13 protein-coding genes are annotated in these 14,970 nt (G+C 71.2%); all 13 read left to right on the top strand.

The features are described from left to right. Window positions 1-8 precede the first annotated feature (8 nt). The 13 genes from XM48_RS08435 to XM48_RS08375 all read left to right on the top strand — a co-directional run bounded on the left by XM48_RS08435 (window position 9) and on the right by XM48_RS08375 (window position 14,883). Entirely contained in the window at window positions 9-1,553 is a 1,545-nt protein-coding gene (locus XM48_RS08435; protein ID WP_046455392.1) for a Mur ligase family protein, read from the top strand. Then, window positions 1,550-2,995 carry a UDP-N-acetylmuramoyl-tripeptide--D-alanyl-D-alanine ligase gene (murF, locus tag XM48_RS08430; protein WP_046455365.1) on the top strand — a complete coding sequence of 482 codons (1,446 nt, stop codon included), beginning with the start codon at window positions 1,550-1,552 and terminating at the stop codon, window positions 2,993-2,995. Before XM48_RS08435 ends, murF begins: the two co-directional genes overlap by 4 nt. After that, entirely contained in the window at window positions 2,992-4,077 is a 1,086-nt protein-coding gene (gene mraY / locus XM48_RS08425; protein WP_046455364.1) for a phospho-N-acetylmuramoyl-pentapeptide-transferase, read from the top strand. Before murF ends, mraY begins: the two co-directional genes overlap by 4 nt. Next, on the top strand, window positions 4,074-5,558 hold the full coding sequence (gene murD / locus XM48_RS08420) for a UDP-N-acetylmuramoyl-L-alanine--D-glutamate ligase (RefSeq protein WP_084821068.1): 1,485 nt from the start codon (window positions 4,074-4,076) through the stop codon (window positions 5,556-5,558). The genes mraY and murD overlap by 4 nt, the downstream gene beginning before the upstream one ends. 1 nt (window position 5,559) lies before the next feature. Then, window positions 5,560-6,768 carry an FtsW/RodA/SpoVE family cell cycle protein gene (locus XM48_RS08415; protein WP_052961394.1) on the top strand — a complete coding sequence of 403 codons (1,209 nt, stop codon included), beginning with the start codon at window positions 5,560-5,562 and terminating at the stop codon, window positions 6,766-6,768. After that, window positions 6,765-7,841 carry a glycosyltransferase gene (locus tag XM48_RS08410; protein WP_046455362.1) on the top strand — a complete coding sequence of 359 codons (1,077 nt, stop codon included), beginning with the start codon at window positions 6,765-6,767 and terminating at the stop codon, window positions 7,839-7,841. Before XM48_RS08415 ends, XM48_RS08410 begins: the two co-directional genes overlap by 4 nt. Window positions 7,842-7,982: 141 nt before the next feature. Next, a complete protein-coding gene (locus tag XM48_RS08405; RefSeq protein ID WP_231580844.1) occupies window positions 7,983-9,221 on the top strand; it encodes an MFS transporter in 1,239 nt (412 codons plus the stop codon). A gap of 86 nt (window positions 9,222-9,307) precedes the next feature. Continuing rightward, complete coding sequence (gene murC, locus XM48_RS08400) at window positions 9,308-10,753, top strand: UDP-N-acetylmuramate--L-alanine ligase (protein ID WP_046455360.1); 1,446 nt, start codon at window positions 9,308-9,310, stop codon at window positions 10,751-10,753. A gap of 24 nt (window positions 10,754-10,777) precedes the next feature. Next, window positions 10,778-11,986, top strand: coding sequence for an FtsQ-type POTRA domain-containing protein (locus tag XM48_RS08395; RefSeq protein WP_052961391.1), 1,209 nt, complete (start codon window positions 10,778-10,780; stop codon window positions 11,984-11,986). A 166-nt stretch (window positions 11,987-12,152) separates the two neighbouring features. Next, window positions 12,153-13,364, top strand: coding sequence for a cell division protein FtsZ (gene ftsZ, locus XM48_RS08390; RefSeq protein WP_046455359.1), 1,212 nt, complete (start codon window positions 12,153-12,155; stop codon window positions 13,362-13,364). A 2-nt stretch (window positions 13,365-13,366) separates the two neighbouring features. After that, complete coding sequence (locus XM48_RS08385; protein WP_046455358.1) at window positions 13,367-14,071, top strand: YggS family pyridoxal phosphate-dependent enzyme; 705 nt, start codon at window positions 13,367-13,369, stop codon at window positions 14,069-14,071. Window positions 14,072-14,108: 37 nt separating this feature from the next. Continuing rightward, on the top strand, window positions 14,109-14,591 hold the full coding sequence (locus XM48_RS08380) for a cell division protein SepF (protein ID WP_046455357.1): 483 nt from the start codon (window positions 14,109-14,111) through the stop codon (window positions 14,589-14,591). A 4-nt stretch (window positions 14,592-14,595) separates the two neighbouring features. Continuing rightward, window positions 14,596-14,883 (top strand): YggT family protein, encoded by a 288-nt coding sequence (locus XM48_RS08375; protein WP_046455356.1) that lies wholly within the window; start codon window positions 14,596-14,598, stop codon window positions 14,881-14,883. Window positions 14,884-14,970: the final 87 nt, after the last annotated feature.

The following is a 14,970-nucleotide window of genomic DNA, read 5'->3' as shown; positions in this document are numbered from 1 at the left end:
ACGGTGCGATGAGCATCCGACCCGCGCATCCGACCGAGATGCCGCTCGAGCGACTCGCCGAGCGCTTCGGTCTGGAGCACGACGGCGAACTCGGGGGCTGTGCCGTCACGGGCGTCTCGATCGACTCGCGCGACGTGCAGCCGGGGGATCTCTACGTCGGTCTGCCGGGAGCCAAGCACCACGGCGCGGACTTCGCCGCGACGGCCGCCGAGCGCGGTGCGGTCGCGGTGCTCACCGACGACGCGGGTGCCGAGCGCGCCGCTTCGGCCGGCCTGCCCGTGCTCCGCTCGGCCGGGCACCCGCGCGAGATCCTCGGCGAGGTCTCCGCCGCGGTCTACGGCACCGAGCGCCTGGGCGACGGGCCCGACGGGGCGAAGATCTTCGGCATCACCGGCACCAACGGCAAGACCAGCGTGGTCTACCTGATCGCCGAGCTGCTGCGCGCCGCGGGGATCACCGCGGGCCTCAGCTCCACCGCGGAGCGCCGCGTGGGCGACGCGGTGATGACGAGCGGGCTCACGAGCCCCGAGGCGTCCGAGCTGCACGGGCTGCTGGCGCGCATGGTCGAGGAGGATGCCCGCGGGATCGCGCTCGAGGTCTCGGCGCACGCGGTCGAGCGCCGTCGCATCGACGGCGTCCACTTCGACGTCGTGGCCTTCAACAACTTCTCGCAGGACCACCTCGACGACTTCGGCGACATGGAGTCCTACTTCGCGGCGAAGCTCGCCCTGTTCGCCCCCGAGCACGCCGCCCGCGGCGTGGTCGTCGTCGATTCGCCGTACGGTGTGCGCGTCTCGCGCGAGTCGAGGATCCCGGTCACGACGCTCGCGACCGAGTACGGGGTCGAGGCCGATTGGCACCTCGCGGTGACGCGTCAGGACCTCGACGGCGTCAGCTTCGTGCTCCAGGGCCCCGAGGGCGCGCGGTTCCGAGGCCGCGTGCCGGTGTTCGGCCGCTTCATGGCCGAGAACGCCGCGCTCGCGCTGATCATGCTGCACGAGGCCGGGATCCCCATCGCGCAGGTCGAGGCCGGGCTCGAGAACGGCCTCATCCCGGTGTACATCCCGGGCCGTCTCGAAGCGATCAACCCGGCAGGCCCGGGCCCCCGCTTCTACGTCGACTACGGCCACACCCCCGGCGCGTTCCAGACCATGCTGGACGGGCTCGCCGAGGTCGCCCCCGGCCGCATCATCTTCATGTTCGGCGCCGACGGCGACCGCGACACCACGAAGCGTGAAGAGATGGGCCGGATCGCCGCCGCGGGCAGCGACGTGCTGATCGTCTGCGACTACCACCCGCGCACCGAGGATCCCGCCGCGATCCGCGCCCAGCTCATCGCCGGGGCGCGCGAGGCGAACCACGCCGAGATCATCGAGGTCGCGGATCCGCGCGAGGCCGTGCGCCGCGCCATTTCGATCGCGGGTCCCGAAGACGTTATTCTGTATGCCGGTCCCGGGCACGAGGACTATCAGGAAGTAGCCGGGCAGCACCTCCCGTACTCGGCTCGAGACGAAGTACGCGGAGCGCTCCGCGAGGCAGGACTGCTCCAGTGATCGAACTCACGCTCGACGAGATCGCCGCTGCGGTCGACGGACGCCTGGTGCCCGGTGCATCGGGTGCGACCGGCGCCACAGCGGTGACGGGGGAGTCCCAGACCGATTCCCGCGAGGTCACCGAGGGGCAGATCTTCTTCGCCCGCCGCGGCGAGGAGACCGACGGGCACCGCTTCGCGGCGAAGGCCGTCGACTCCGGTGCCGCGCTGCTGGTGGTGGAGCGCGAGGTCGATGACCGCGTGCCCCAGATCGTCGTCGCCGACAGCACCGATGCGCTCGGGGCGCTCGCGACCGAGGTGGTGCGCCGCGTGCGCGGTGCCGGCGGCCTCCGCATCGTCGGGATCACCGGTTCCAACGGCAAGACCACCACGAAGAACCTCGTCGCAGCGATGGCCGACCGGCTCGGACCGACGGTCGCGTCGGCGAAGTCGTTCAACAACGAGGTCGGCGGCCCGCTCACGATGCTCCGCGTCGAGGCCGGCACCGAGACGCTCGTCGCCGAGATGGGGGCGAGCGCCGAGGGCGAGATCACGCGCCTCACCGACATGGCGCAGCCGCACATCGGCGTCGTGCTGACCGTCGGGCTCGCCCACGCGGGCGGTTTCGGCGGGATCGAGACCACGTTCCGCACCAAGAGCGAGATGGTGCGCGCGCTCGACGCGACCGGCGTCGCGGTGCTCAACCGCGACGACCCGCGGGTCGCCCGCATGGCCGAGCTGACCGAGGCGCGCGTGCGCTGGTTCGGCCAGTCCGAGGCCGCCGACGTGCGCGCGAGCGACATCGTCGGGGACGCGAGCGGCACCCGCTTCACCCTCCACGCCGACGGCGCATCGCGCCCGGTGCGTTTCCGCGTGCTCGGTGAGCACCACGTCATGAACGCCCTCGCCGCGGCGACGGTCGGGCTCGAGCTCGGTCTCGACCTCGATGCCGTCGTCGAGACGCTCGAGGCCGCGGTCGTCGCGGCTCCCGGCCGCATGGAGGTGCTCGGCGGGCGCGACGGCATCACGATCATCAACGACGCCTACAACGCGAGCCCCGACTCGATGAGCGCCGCGCTGCGCACGCTCGCGCAGGTGCGGCGTCCCGACGCGCGCTCGGTCGCGGTGCTCGGCGCCATGAGCGAGCTCGGCGAGCTCGCGGGGGACGAGCACGATCGCATCGGCCTCCAGGTCGTGCGCCTCGGCATCTCCGAGCTCGTGGTGGTGGGTGCTGATGCGCGCCGCCTGCACATCTCGGCCATCAACGAGGGCTCCTGGGACGGCGAGAGCGTGCTCTTCGACTCCGCCGACGACGCATTCGACTACCTGAAGTCCGGCCTGCGGCCGGGCGACACGGTGCTCGTGAAGTCCTCCAACGCCGCCGGCCTCCAGGCGCTCGGCGACCGGCTCGGTGCGGAGTTCGCGCCCGCCTCCGACGCCATGACCGAGGAGGTCACTGCATGATCGCCCTGCTCATCGCCGGCGGGTTCTCCCTGCTCTACTCGCTGCTGCTGACCCCGCTCTTCGTGCGGGTCTTCAACCGCCTCCGCTGGGGCCAGCCGATCCGCGTCGACGGCCCGAAGGAGCACGAGGTCAAGCGGGGGACGCCCACCATGGGCGGGCTCATCTTCCTGTCGGGCTCCGTCATCGCCTACTTCCTCGGCAAGTTCATCATGGGGGAGACGCCGACCCCGTCGGCGATGCTCGTGATCCTCATGGCCGTGGGCGCCGGCCTCGTCGGCTTCGTCGACGACTTCATGAAGGCCCGCATGCAGAACTCGGCCGGCCTGAACGGCTGGGCGAAGATCGTCGGCCAGATCCTCGTCGCGGTCGCGTTCGCGCTGCTCGGCCTGCAGTTCGCGAACCAGGCGGGCGTCACCCCGGTGTCCACGCACATCTCGATCTTCCGCGACCTCCCGTTCGACTTCATGGCGCTCGGCTCGGTGCTCGGCATCATCGTGATCGTCATCTGGATCATCCTGATCGTCACCTCCGCCACCAACTCGGTGAACGTGACCGACGGCCTCGACGGCCTCGCCGCGGGCGCCGCGCTGTTCGCCTTCGCCGCCTACCTCGGCATCGGCTTCTGGCAGTCGGCGCAGAACTGCGCGACGACGGCGGGCAAGGCCGGCTGCTACGAGGTGCGCGACCCCATGGACCTCGCGGTCATCGCCGCCGCGTTCCTCGGCGGCCTCGCCGGTTTCCTCTGGTGGAACACCAACCCGGCGCACGTGTTCATGGGCGACACCGGCTCGATGGGCATCGGCGGCGCGATCGCCGCGCTCGCGATCCTCACCCGCACCGAGCTGCTGCTCGTGCTCATCGGCGGCCTGTTCATCATCGAGACCGGCTCGGTCATCGTGCAGCGCCTCTACTTCAAGGTGACGAAGGGCAAGCGCATCTTCCTGATGAGCCCGATCCACCACCACTTCGAGCTCAAGGGTTGGGCCGAGGTCACGGTCGTCGTCCGCTTCTGGATCATCGCGGGACTCTTCGTGGTGGCCGGCGTGGGCGCGTTCTACGGAGAATGGTTGCTGCAGCAATGACCATCGATGTCCGCGAGCGCGTGCTCGCACTGTCCAGCTGGCACCACGACTGGTCGGTACTGCGCGTCGCCGTGCTCGGCCTCGGCGTCACCGGGTTCTCGGTCGCCGATACGCTCATCGAGCTCGGGTCCCGCGTCCGCGTCATCTTCGCGGGCGAGGATCCCGAGCGCGAGCAGCTGCTGCGCGTCATCGGCGCGGAGCAGGCCCGGATCGCCGGCGACGAGGCGCAGCTCGCCGACCTCGCCGCGTTCGATCCCGACCTCGTCATCGTCTCGCCCGGCTACCGCCCCGATCACCCGCTGACCGAGTGGGCGATCGCCCGCGGCACCGTGGTGTGGGGCGACATCGAGCTCGGCTGGCGCCTGCGCGACAAGACCGATCGGGTCGCCGACTGGATCTGCATCACCGGTACCAACGGCAAGACGACGACCTCGCAGCTCACGGCCCACATGCTGCTCGCCGGGGGGCTGCGCGCGGCCCCGGTGGGCAACATCGGCGTGCCGATCCTCGACGCGCTGCGCGACCCGCAGGGGTACGACGCGCTCGTGGTCGAGCTGTCGAGCTTCCAGCTCGAGCGGCTCGGCGAGATCTCTCCGTACGCGAGCGTCTGCCTGAACATCGCGGACGACCACCTCGACTGGCACGGCTCCGCCGAGGCGTACCGCGCGGCGAAGGCCAAGGTCTACGCGCACACGCAGGTCGCCTGCGTCTACAACCGCGCCGACGCGGCCACCGAGCGCATGGTCGAGGAGGCCGACGTGGTCGAGGGCGCCCGCGCGATCAGCTTCGGCCTCGACGCGCCGCCGCCCAGCGGCTTCGGCATCGTCGACGGACTCCTCATCGACCGCGGCTTCCATGCCGAGCGCCGCAGCTCGGCGTACGAGCTCGTCACGATCGAAGAGCTGCAGGAGCGCCACCTGGGAGCACCGCACCTGGTGCAGAACATCCTCGCGGCGGCGGCACTGGCACGCTCGCGCGGGGTCGAGCCCGAGGAGATCGCGACCGCGATCCTGAACTTCGAGCTGGACGCCCATCGCGCTCAGCATCTCGGCGTGCTCGACGGCGTCACCTGGATCGACGATTCGAAGGCCACCAACGGGCACGCCGCGGCCGCATCGCTGCGCGCGCTCGAGCGCGTGGTGTGGGTGGTCGGAGGCCTGCTCAAGGGAACCGACATCGGCGAGCTCGTCGAGACCCACGCGGAGCGCCTGCGCGGCGCGGTCGTGATCGGGGCCGAGCGCGAGGCCGTGCTCGCCGCGTTCGCCGAGCACGCGCCCGGCGTCGCCGTGAGCGAGATCGTGCCCGAGGGATCCGACTTCGACGTCGCACGCGCTGCGGTCGATGCGGCGGCGGCGCTCGCTGACGAGGGCGACACCGTGCTCTTCGCACCGGCCGCGGCCTCGATGGATCAGTTCACCGACTACGCCGATCGCGGGCGGCGCTTCCAGGCTGCCCTTCGCGCACTCGCCGAGGGCCGCTGACGTGAGCGAGCAGTCGGCGTCGACCCCGGGGCGCGGCGCGTTCGGCCGTGCGCGGATCCGCCTGGGCGGCGCGATCCCGACCCCGGGCGACCCGACGGTGGTGGCGCTCTACGCGATCACCTTCCTCCTGGTCGGCATCGGGCTGATCATGGTGCTCTCGGCCTCGTCCATCACCTCCTACCTCGACGATCAGGGCTTCCTCGGAGGATTCTGGCGCCAGGCGACCTACGCGCTCATCGGCATCCCGCTGATGATCTTCGCGGCGACCCGCACGATCGAGTTCTGGCGGCGCTGGGCCTGGTGGCTGTTCGGTCTCGGGATCTTCCTGCAGCTCCTCGTGTTCACGCCGCTCGGCGTCGACGTCTACGGCAACCGCAACTGGATCCAGATCGGTTCGTTCTCGGCGCAGCCGTCCGAGGCGCTGAAGCTCGCGCTCATCGTCTGGATCGGCGCCGTGCTGATGTCGAAGGAGCGACTGCTCACGCAGACCAAGCACGAGCTGATCCCGATCGTGCTGCCGGGCGCGCTCATCGCCCTCGGCACGGTCATGCTGGGCAAGGACCTCGGCACCACGATAATCATGGGCGCCTCGGTGCTCGGCGCGATGTACTTCGGCGGCGTCAGTTGGAAAGCGCTCGGCTACACCTTCGCGGGGGCCGCGCTCGCGGCGTTCTTCTTCGTCGTGACGAGCCAGAACCGCATGGATCGCCTGTTCGGCCACGCGGGCGGCAACAGCGACTACAGCGGCCTCGCCTGGCAGCCGCTGCACGGCCTGTGGGCGCTCGCCGGCGGCGGGCTCTTCGGCGTCGGCCTCGGCGGGTCGAAGGCGAAGTGGAAGTGGCTGCCGGCGGCCGACAACGACTACATCTTCGCGATCATCGGCGAGGAGCTCGGCATGATCGGCGCGGTCCTCGTGATCGTGCTCTTCATCGTGCTGACCGTGTTCATGCTGCGCGTGATCGGCAACGCGCGGGACCGCTTCGGCAAGGCCGTCGTCGGCGGGATCCTCGTCTGGATCGTCGGCCAGGCCTTCGTGAACATCGCGGTGGTGATCGGCATCCTGCCGGTGCTCGGGGTGCCGCTGCCCCTCATCAGCGCCGGCGGCACCGCGCTCATCGCGTGCCTGGTCGCCATGGGCGTGGTCATATCGATCGCGCGCGACAACGCGAAGCACCGAGACGAGATCACCACCACGGAGGCGACACGATGACCACCTACCTGCTGGCCGGAGGCGGAACCGCCGGGCACGTCAATCCGCTGCTCGCGCTCGCCGATCTGATCCGGACGGAGGAGCCGGACGCGGAGATCGTGGTGCTCGGCACGAAGGAGGGGCTCGAAGCCCGCCTGGTGCCGGAGCGCGGATACGAACTGGTGACCATCGAGCGCCTGCCGTTCCCGCGGAAGCCGAGCGCCTACGCGCTGAAGTTCCCGGCGAAGTACCGCCGAGCCATCGCCCGGGTGCGCGAGCTGATCCGCGAGCGCGGCGTCGACGTCGTGGTCGGCTTCGGCGGCTACGCCTCGGCGCCCGCCTACCGGGCCGGCGCGAAGGAGGGCGTGCCCGTGGTGATCCACGAGGCGAACGCGAAACCCGGCATGGCGAACAAGCTCGGGGCGCGCTCGACGCCCTACGTCGCGGTCACCTTCCCCGGCACCCCGATCCCGAACGCTCGGGTCACGGGGATGCCCCTCCGCCCCGAGATCACGGGGCTCGACCGCGCTGCGCTCCGCGCCTCGGCGCGCGAGCACTTCGGTCTCGACCCCGAGCGGCGCACGCTGCTGGTGACGGGCGGCTCGCTGGGCGCCCGCGCGATCAACCGCGGCATCTCGAGCGAGGCCGCGGCGATCACCGCGGCCGGGATCCAGGTGCTGCACGTCTGGGGCGGGCTCACCGAGCTCGAAGATCCGGGCGTCGCGGGCTACGAGGTGCTGCCGTACTGCGACCGCATGGACCTCGCATTCGCCGCCTGCGACCTCGCGGTCTCGCGCGCCGGATCCACGACCGTGAGCGAGCTCGCCGGACTCGGCATCCCCGCCGTGTTCGTGCCCTACGGCCATGGCAACGGCGAGCAGCGCTTCAACGCCGCCGCCGACGTCGAGGCCGGCGGTGCGCTGCTCGTGGACGACGCCGAGCTGACTCCCGAGTGGGTGCGCGGCACCCTGATCCCGCTGGTCGGCGACGACGCGCGGCTCGCCGAGATGTCGGAGCGGGCCCGCGGGGTCGGCGCCCTCGACGGAACCGAGCGCCTGCTCGCGCTCGTGCGCGAGGCGCTGGCGGCGCGCTGACCACGCTCTGACGCGATAGGATCGCCCCATGTCTCGCAGCCTCCTCCTTCGGAGCCGCAGCAGGGTGTGAATCGACCGGCGCCCTGCCAGCGGCGCCGTTCGTCGTGCCGGTCAACGCTTCGCTGATCGGAGAATCCTCCCGTGCCCATTCGTCCCAGACCCTGGCTGATGCTCGCCGTCATGGTGTTCGGCCAGGCCTCGACCACCGTCGTGGTCGCGACCCCCGCGTTCCTCATCCCGTATTTCACGCAGGAGCGGGGCATGAGTCTCGCGGGCGCCGGCCTGCTCGCGGGCATGCCCAACCTGGGCCTCGTGCTCGCGCTCTTCCTCTGGGGCGCGCTCGCCGACCGGGTGGGCGAGCGCCGGGTGCTGATCATCGGTCTCAGCCTGAGCGTGCTGGCGGTGGCGCTGTCGATGCTGGCGGGCGACGGTTTCTGGCTCGGCGCGGCGTTCGTGCTGGGCGGCGCGATGACCGCCTGCATCAACAACACGAGCGGGCGCCTGATCACCGGATGGTTCCCGGTCGGTCGCCGCGGGTTCGTGATGGGGATCCGGCAGACCTGCCAGCCGTTGGGGATGGCGGTCGCGGCCGTCGCGGTGCCGCCCATCGCGGCGGGTGCGGGCGTCGTCGCTGCGCTCGGCTTCGGCGGGATCCTGCTGCTCGTCAGCCTGATCGCCTGCGTCTGCGCCGTGGTGGATTCGCCGTCGTCCGCCGTGGCCGGAGCGGCCGGAGCCGCGGGAGCGGCCGGTGCCGCGGGCGAGAGCCGGCCCGAATCCAATCCGTACCGGGGATCCGCGACGCTCGTGCGCATTCACGCGGTCTCGATGCTGCTCGTGGTCCCGCAGTTCGCCCTCTCGACCTTCGGTCTCGTGTGGTTCACCGTCGGGTTCGGGTGGAGCGCCCTCGCCGCGGGTGCGCTCGTGGCGGTCTCCCAGTTCGCGGGCGCCGCCGGGCGCATCGCGGTGGGGCTGTGGAGCGATCGCGTGCGCTCGCGCCTGCGTCCGCTGCTGCAGGTCGCCGTGATCGGCGTGGTCGTGCTGGTCCTCGCCGCGGTCTTCGGATGGGCCGGGTGGGCCGTTCCTGCCGCCGTGGCCTACGTCATCGCGAGCTGCGTGAGCGTCGCCGACAACGGGCTCGCCTTCACCGCGGTCGCCGAGACCGCGGGGCGGGGCTGGGCCGGGCGCGCGCTCGGGATCCAGAACACCGGGCAGTTCCTCGCAGCGGCAGCGGTCGGCCCGGTCGTCGGCGGGCTCATCACCCTCGTCGGCGTGCCGACGGCGCTCGCCCTCATCGCCCTGGCGCCCGCCGCGGCGATCCCGCTCGTCCCGCGGGAGGGCCGCCGGGCCCGGGAGCCGAAGGCTCCGGTGGGAGCGCGCTGAGACCCGCGCCACACCGGGCATCCGCGCCGCGGGAACGCGGGCGCGGAACGGTAGTCTTGTCGGGCACGACCTGAGGAGGCGCCCAGATGATCTATCCCGATCTCGACATGCAGATTCCCGACGAGCTCGGGAAGGTGCACTTCGTCGGCATCGGCGGTTCCGGCATGAGCGGAATCGCGCGCATGATGCACGCCGCCGGCGTGCGGGTCTCGGGCTCCGATCGCAGCGCCAACTACAACACGAAGGCGCTCGCCGAGCTCGGCATCGACGTCAGCATCGGGCACGACGCCGCGAACGTCGGCGACGCCGACACGCTCGTCGTGACGGGTGCGCTCTGGCAGGACAACCCCGAGTACCAGCTCGCGCTCGCGAAGGGCCTCCCGGTGCTGCACCGCTCGCAGGCCCTCGCGTGGCTCGCGCGCGGCAAGCGCCTCGTCTCGATCGCCGGCGCGCACGGGAAGACCACCTCGACCGGCATGGTCGTGACCGGGCTGCTCGGCCTCGGCGCCGACCCGTCCTTCGTCAACGGCGGCATCATCGAGTCCCTCGGCACCTCGTCGGGCCCGGGAACCGACGACCTCTTCGTGATCGAGGCCGACGAGAGCGACAAGTCGTTCCTGCTCTACGACACGGCGATCGCGCTGATCACCAACGTGGATCCCGAGCACCTCGATTTCTACGGCTCCCGCGAGAACTTCATGCAGGCGTTCGTCGACTTCGCTCGCGGCGCACGGGAGCAGATCGTCGTCTCGGCCGACGACTCCGGAGCGCTCGAAGTGCTCGCTTCCCTGCGCGAGCAGGCCGCGGGCGGCGAGCTGCCCGCCATCCGCACTTTCGGCGAGGCCGAGGGCGCCGACGTGCGCCTCGTCTCGCTCGACGACTCCGGCCCCGTGGCCTTCGAGGTCGAGCTGATCGGCGCCGACGGGGCGGTCGAACGGCACCGGGCCCAGCTCAGCGTCTTCGGCCGGCACAACGCGGTCAACGCGGTCGGCGCGCTGGCCGTGCTCACCGGGCTCGGCTTCGACGCGGCCGCTTCGCTCCGCGCGATCAGCGAGTTCGGCGGCACCAAGCGCCGCTTCGAGTTCCACGCCGAGGTGGGCGGCGTGCGCGTGTACGACGACTACGCGCACCACCCGACCGAGGTCGCGGCGCTGCTCGATTCGGCGCGCGCCGTCGTGGGGGAGGGCCGCCTCATCGCGATCCACCAGCCCCACCTCTACAGCCGCACCAGCCTGTTCCACCGCGAGTTCGCGGAGGTGCTCGAGCAGGGCGCCGATCGCACCGTGGTGCTCTCCGTCGACGGCGCGCGCGAGGATCCCGTGGCCGGTGTCACCGGTGCGCTCGTGGCCGACGACTTCTCGGACCAGAGCCGGGTCGCATACATCGACGACTGGCAGCGCGCGGCCGACTATCTCGCCGAGATCGCCGAACCCGGCGACGTGATGGTGACCATGAGCTGCGGTACCGTCTACCAGATCATCCCGCAGGTGGTCGAGGCGCTGCACGGCCGGTTCGACGCCGACGGCGAGTGAGTTCGTCGTGCCGATGAGACGGCGGTGCGCGTGAAGCGCCCGAGCGGGTTCGACCGCGAGCCCGAGCCGGAGCGCGATGCACCCGTCGCGCCGGAGACGTCGGCGAGCGACCACCGAGGCGGATCCGACGGTGGTTGGCTGCTCCGGCGACGCGGTTCGGGCCGGGCCGCCGAGACGCCGCCGTCCGATGCCGAGGCGACCGTCGCCGAGGTCATCCCTGAACGGGCCGAGGAGGCTCAGCGCGACCCGAGCGATCTCGCCGACGTGCTCGGCGATGCGCGGTTCGGCACGGCCGATGCAGGCAGAGCGGCTCCTCCGGAGCGCGGCGCCTTCTCGGCTCCCGCCGGAGCATCCGCGGACGAACTGGCGACGACCGACCTGAGCGACGCCGCGCTCGATGCGCGGGGGGCCGACGGCGGCCTCATCGCGAAGCTGCGTGCGCGCTCCGACCGTGAACCCGATCCGATCCGGGCCGCCGAACGCGATCTGCGGACGGCCACGCGACTGCGCCGCCGGCGCGAGCGTCGCGAGCAGCGCCGGTTCACCGTGCACACTCGCCGCCGTCGCCGGTACTGGCTGATCGCCGCAGGCGCGGTGGTGGCGCTCGCGCTCTTCGTCGCGATCGGGGTGCTCAGTCCGCTCATGGCGGTGCGCGACATCCGCGTGACGGGGGCGTCGAGCGTGGACGCGGCGAAGGTGAAAGATGCGCTCGGCCGGTTCGACGGCGTGCCGCTGGCGCTGGTAGATGACGGCGAGGTGCATCGCGTCCTCGCGGACTTCCCGCTGATCCAGCGCTACGCGATCGAGCGGATCCCGCCGGGCACGCTGGTGGTGCAGGTCGAGGAGCGCATTCCCGCGATCACGGTGGCGAAGGGGAAGAAGTTCGAGACCTACGACCCCGCGGGCGTGCTCGTGGGGACCGCCGACAAGCGTCCCGCGGGGGTGCCGCTGGCGACCGGCGCGGCGTCGTCACCCGGCTCTCCGGCATTCGCGGCTTCGGCGAAGATCGTGCGCGACATGCCCGACGCGCTGCGGAAGCAGCTCGCCTCGGTGACCGCGTCGAGCGGGCAGGACGTCCGTTTCACCCTCACGAACGGACTCGAGGTGCTGTGGGGCGAGGCCACCGAGACGCAGAAGAAGTCGGCGGTGCTGCAGGCGCTGCTCACGGGGCTCAAGGGGCGCTCGGTGCAGAAGATCGACGTCTCAGCGCCGAACGCGCCCGTCTACAACTGAGCTCCGAGCGGGGAGCGGGCCGGTTTTTCGCGGAGATTGCGCCGCGCCGGTGTGTCGCCGGTGCCGTTCCGGGCTGTCGCCGTACCTTGGGAACCGCCCGAAATGTATACCCGGATACTAACTTTCACCTTGAGGTAGAGGTTGAAGGTTGAGGGGGAGGACCCACGTGTCAACGAACCAGAACTACCTGGCCGTCATCAAGGTCGTCGGTGTCGGCGGCGGCGGCGTCAACGCGGTGAACCGCATGATCGAGCTCGGCCTGAAGGGCGTCGAGTTCATCGCGGTGAACACCGATGCCCAGGCGCTTCTGCTCAGCGACGCTGACGTCAAGCTCGACGTGGGCCGAGAGCTCACCCGCGGCCTCGGCGCGGGCGCCGATCCCGAGGTCGGGCGTCGCGCCGCCGAGGATCACGCCGACGAGATCGAGGAGGCGCTGACCGGCGCCGACATGGTCTTCGTCACCGCAGGCGAGGGCGGCGGTACCGGAACCGGTGCGGCTCCCGTCGTGGCGCGCATCGCCAAGTCGATCGGTGCACTCACCATCGGCGTCGTGACCCGACCCTTCAGCTTCGAGGGCCGCCGCCGCGCCGCCCAGGCGGATTCGGGCGTCAACGCTCTCCGCGAGGCCGTAGACACCCTCATCGTGGTGCCCAACGACCGCCTGCTCGAGATCAGCGAGCCCGGCATCAGCATGATCGAGGCGTTCGCCGCCGCGGATCAGGTGCTGCTCGCCGGTGTCCAGGGCATCACCGACCTCATCACCACCCCGGGTCTCATCAACCTCGACTTCGCCGACGTGAAGTCGGTCATGCAGGGTGCGGGCTCCGCTCTCATGGGCATCGGCTCCGCACGCGGCGCCGACCGCGCCATCAAGGCCGCGGAGCTCGCGGTGGCCTCTCCGCTGCTCGAAGCCTCGATCGAGGGCGCGCACGGCGTGCTGCTGTCGATCCAGGGCTCCTCGAACCTCGCGCTCAGCGAGATCTACGAGGCGTCCTCGCTCGTGCAGGACGTGGTCCACGCCGAAGCCAACATCATCTTCGGTACGGTCATCGACGACACGCTCGGCGACGAGGTCCGTGTCACCGTGATCGCCGCGGGCTTCGACTCCGAGCCCGCCGCCGCGCAGCAGAACCCGCCGCGCCGCTCGGAGCGCTCGCGTCGCGCGGCTCGCGCCGAGGCCAACGATGAGAGCTCGCGCCCGCTCGCGGCCGTCGAGTCGCCCTCCATCGAGCCCGCCACCGTGGGCGCCGCAGCGTCCGCAGGGGAGGGCGAGTTCGGCGAGGCGATCTCGAACCCGCCGCTCGAGGCGCGCATGGTCGATCCCGCCTTCGACGGCGTGGACGACGACGACCTCGACATCCCCGAGTTCCTGCGCTGAGCATGGACGCGGAAGCTGTCGACGCGAGCCGGACCGCACTCGCGGCCCGGCTCGCCGGCGTTACCGAGCGGATCGGTGATGCGGCGCGCGCGGTCGGCCGCTCGCCCGAGGAGCTCACGCTCATCGTCGTCACCAAGTTCCACCCGGCGACCCTCGTCGCGGACCTGGCTGCCCTCGGTGTGCGGGACGTCGGTGAGAATCGGCACCAGGAGGCGCAGGACAAGGCGGCGGAGCTCGCCGATCTCGATCTGCGCTGGCACTTCATCGGGCAGCTGCAGACGAAGAAGGCGCGGCAGGCCGCGCGCTACGCGCACGCGATCCACTCGATCGACCGGGAACGCCTCGTCGACGCGCTCTCGGGGATCGAACGCACGGTGGACGCGTTCCTGCAGGTCAACCTCACCGACGATCCCGGCCGCGGGGGCGCCGCACCCGACGAGCTGGATCGGCTCGCCGAGCGGGTCCTCGAGACGCCCAGCCTGCGCCTTCGCGGAGTCATGGCCGTCGCCCCCCTGCCCGAAGAGGAGGAAGCGGCCCGGGCCTTTGAACGCCTCCGCGGGTATTCGGAGCGGGTTCAAGCCCTGGCGCCCGATGCCACCGCGATTTCCGCGGGGATGACCCACGATTTCGCCGAGGCGATCGCCGCCGGCGCGACACACCTTCGCATCGGCAGCGCAATCACCGGAAACCGACCGGCGGCCGGTTAGCCTCGAAGTAACCGCGCAAGCGTGTAGGGAGTAGAACATGAGCAACCCGCTGAAGAAGACCATGGTGTTCCTCGGACTCGCCGAGGACGAGCTGGAGGAAACCGGCGAGCGTCCGGCCCCGGCGCCCGCCGCCGAGACCGCTGCGCCCGCCGCAGCCCCGCGCCCCGCGGCGCAGAAGGCGCCGGTCACCCCGCTGCGCAAGGTCACCCCGACCCGCGCGCCCGCGGCACCCGCGATGAACGAGATCCTCACGGTGCACCCCAGCGAGTACCGCGATGCGGCTGCGATCGCCGAGAGCTTCCGCGACGGCATCCCGGTGATCCTCAATCTCTCGCGCATGAACGACGCGGACGCGAAGCGACTGATCGATTTCGCGAGCGGTCTCTCCATGGGGCTCCGCGGACGCATCGAGCGCGTCACGAGCAAGGTCTTCCTGCTGTCGCCCGAGCACATCGCGACGGCCAGCGACGAGGATTCGGGGTCGGAGACCGGCTCCTTCTTCGTGAGCCCCTCCGCCTAGCGCGTTGGCGATCCTCGCGATCCTCAGCCTCGTGCTGAGGATCCTGCTGCAGACGTACGTCTTCATCCTCTGGGCACGATTCGTCCTCGACTGGGTGCGGGTGCTCAACCCCCGCTTCCGGCCGCGCGGCGTCTGGCTCGCGGTGGTGGAGGCCGTCTACACGGTCACCGATCCGCCCATCCGGATGTTCCGGAAGATCCTGCCGCCGATCCGCCTCGGGGCCGTCGCGCTCGACCTCGGCTGGATGCTGACAATGCTGAGCTGCTGGATCCTTCTCGCGATCCTCCCCTGATTTCCTGTCCCGAACCTCCGTCCCGCGCACGCACCCGCGAGGCGACGCCCTGCGAACTCCCTGGGCGAAGCCGAGCGATTGTTTGCT

Origin of the sequence: Leucobacter sp. Ag1 (assembly GCF_000980875.1) — a bacterium.
Lineage (GTDB): Bacteria > Actinomycetota > Actinomycetes > Actinomycetales > Microbacteriaceae > Leucobacter > Leucobacter iarius.
The sequence above is the reverse complement of the archived record's forward strand: the minus strand, read 5'-3'. Positions and strand labels throughout refer to the sequence as shown.

Excerpts from the sequence above, each read along its gene's own strand:
- murD (WP_084821068.1), top strand. The coding sequence starts at position 4,074 with ATGACCATCGATGTCCGCGAGCGCGTGCTCGCACTGTCCAGCTGGCAC.
- mraY (WP_046455364.1), top strand. The coding sequence starts at position 2,992 with ATGATCGCCCTGCTCATCGCCGGCGGGTTCTCCCTGCTCTACTCGCTG.
- XM48_RS08380 (WP_046455357.1), top strand. The coding sequence starts at position 14,109 with ATGAGCAACCCGCTGAAGAAGACCATGGTGTTCCTCGGACTCGCCGAG.
- XM48_RS08435 (WP_046455392.1), top strand. The coding sequence starts at position 9 with ATGAGCATCCGACCCGCGCATCCGACCGAGATGCCGCTCGAGCGACTC.
- murC (WP_046455360.1), top strand. The coding sequence starts at position 9,308 with ATGATCTATCCCGATCTCGACATGCAGATTCCCGACGAGCTCGGGAAG.
- XM48_RS08410 (WP_046455362.1), top strand. The coding sequence starts at position 6,765 with ATGACCACCTACCTGCTGGCCGGAGGCGGAACCGCCGGGCACGTCAAT.
- XM48_RS08385 (WP_046455358.1), top strand. The coding sequence starts at position 13,367 with ATGGACGCGGAAGCTGTCGACGCGAGCCGGACCGCACTCGCGGCCCGG.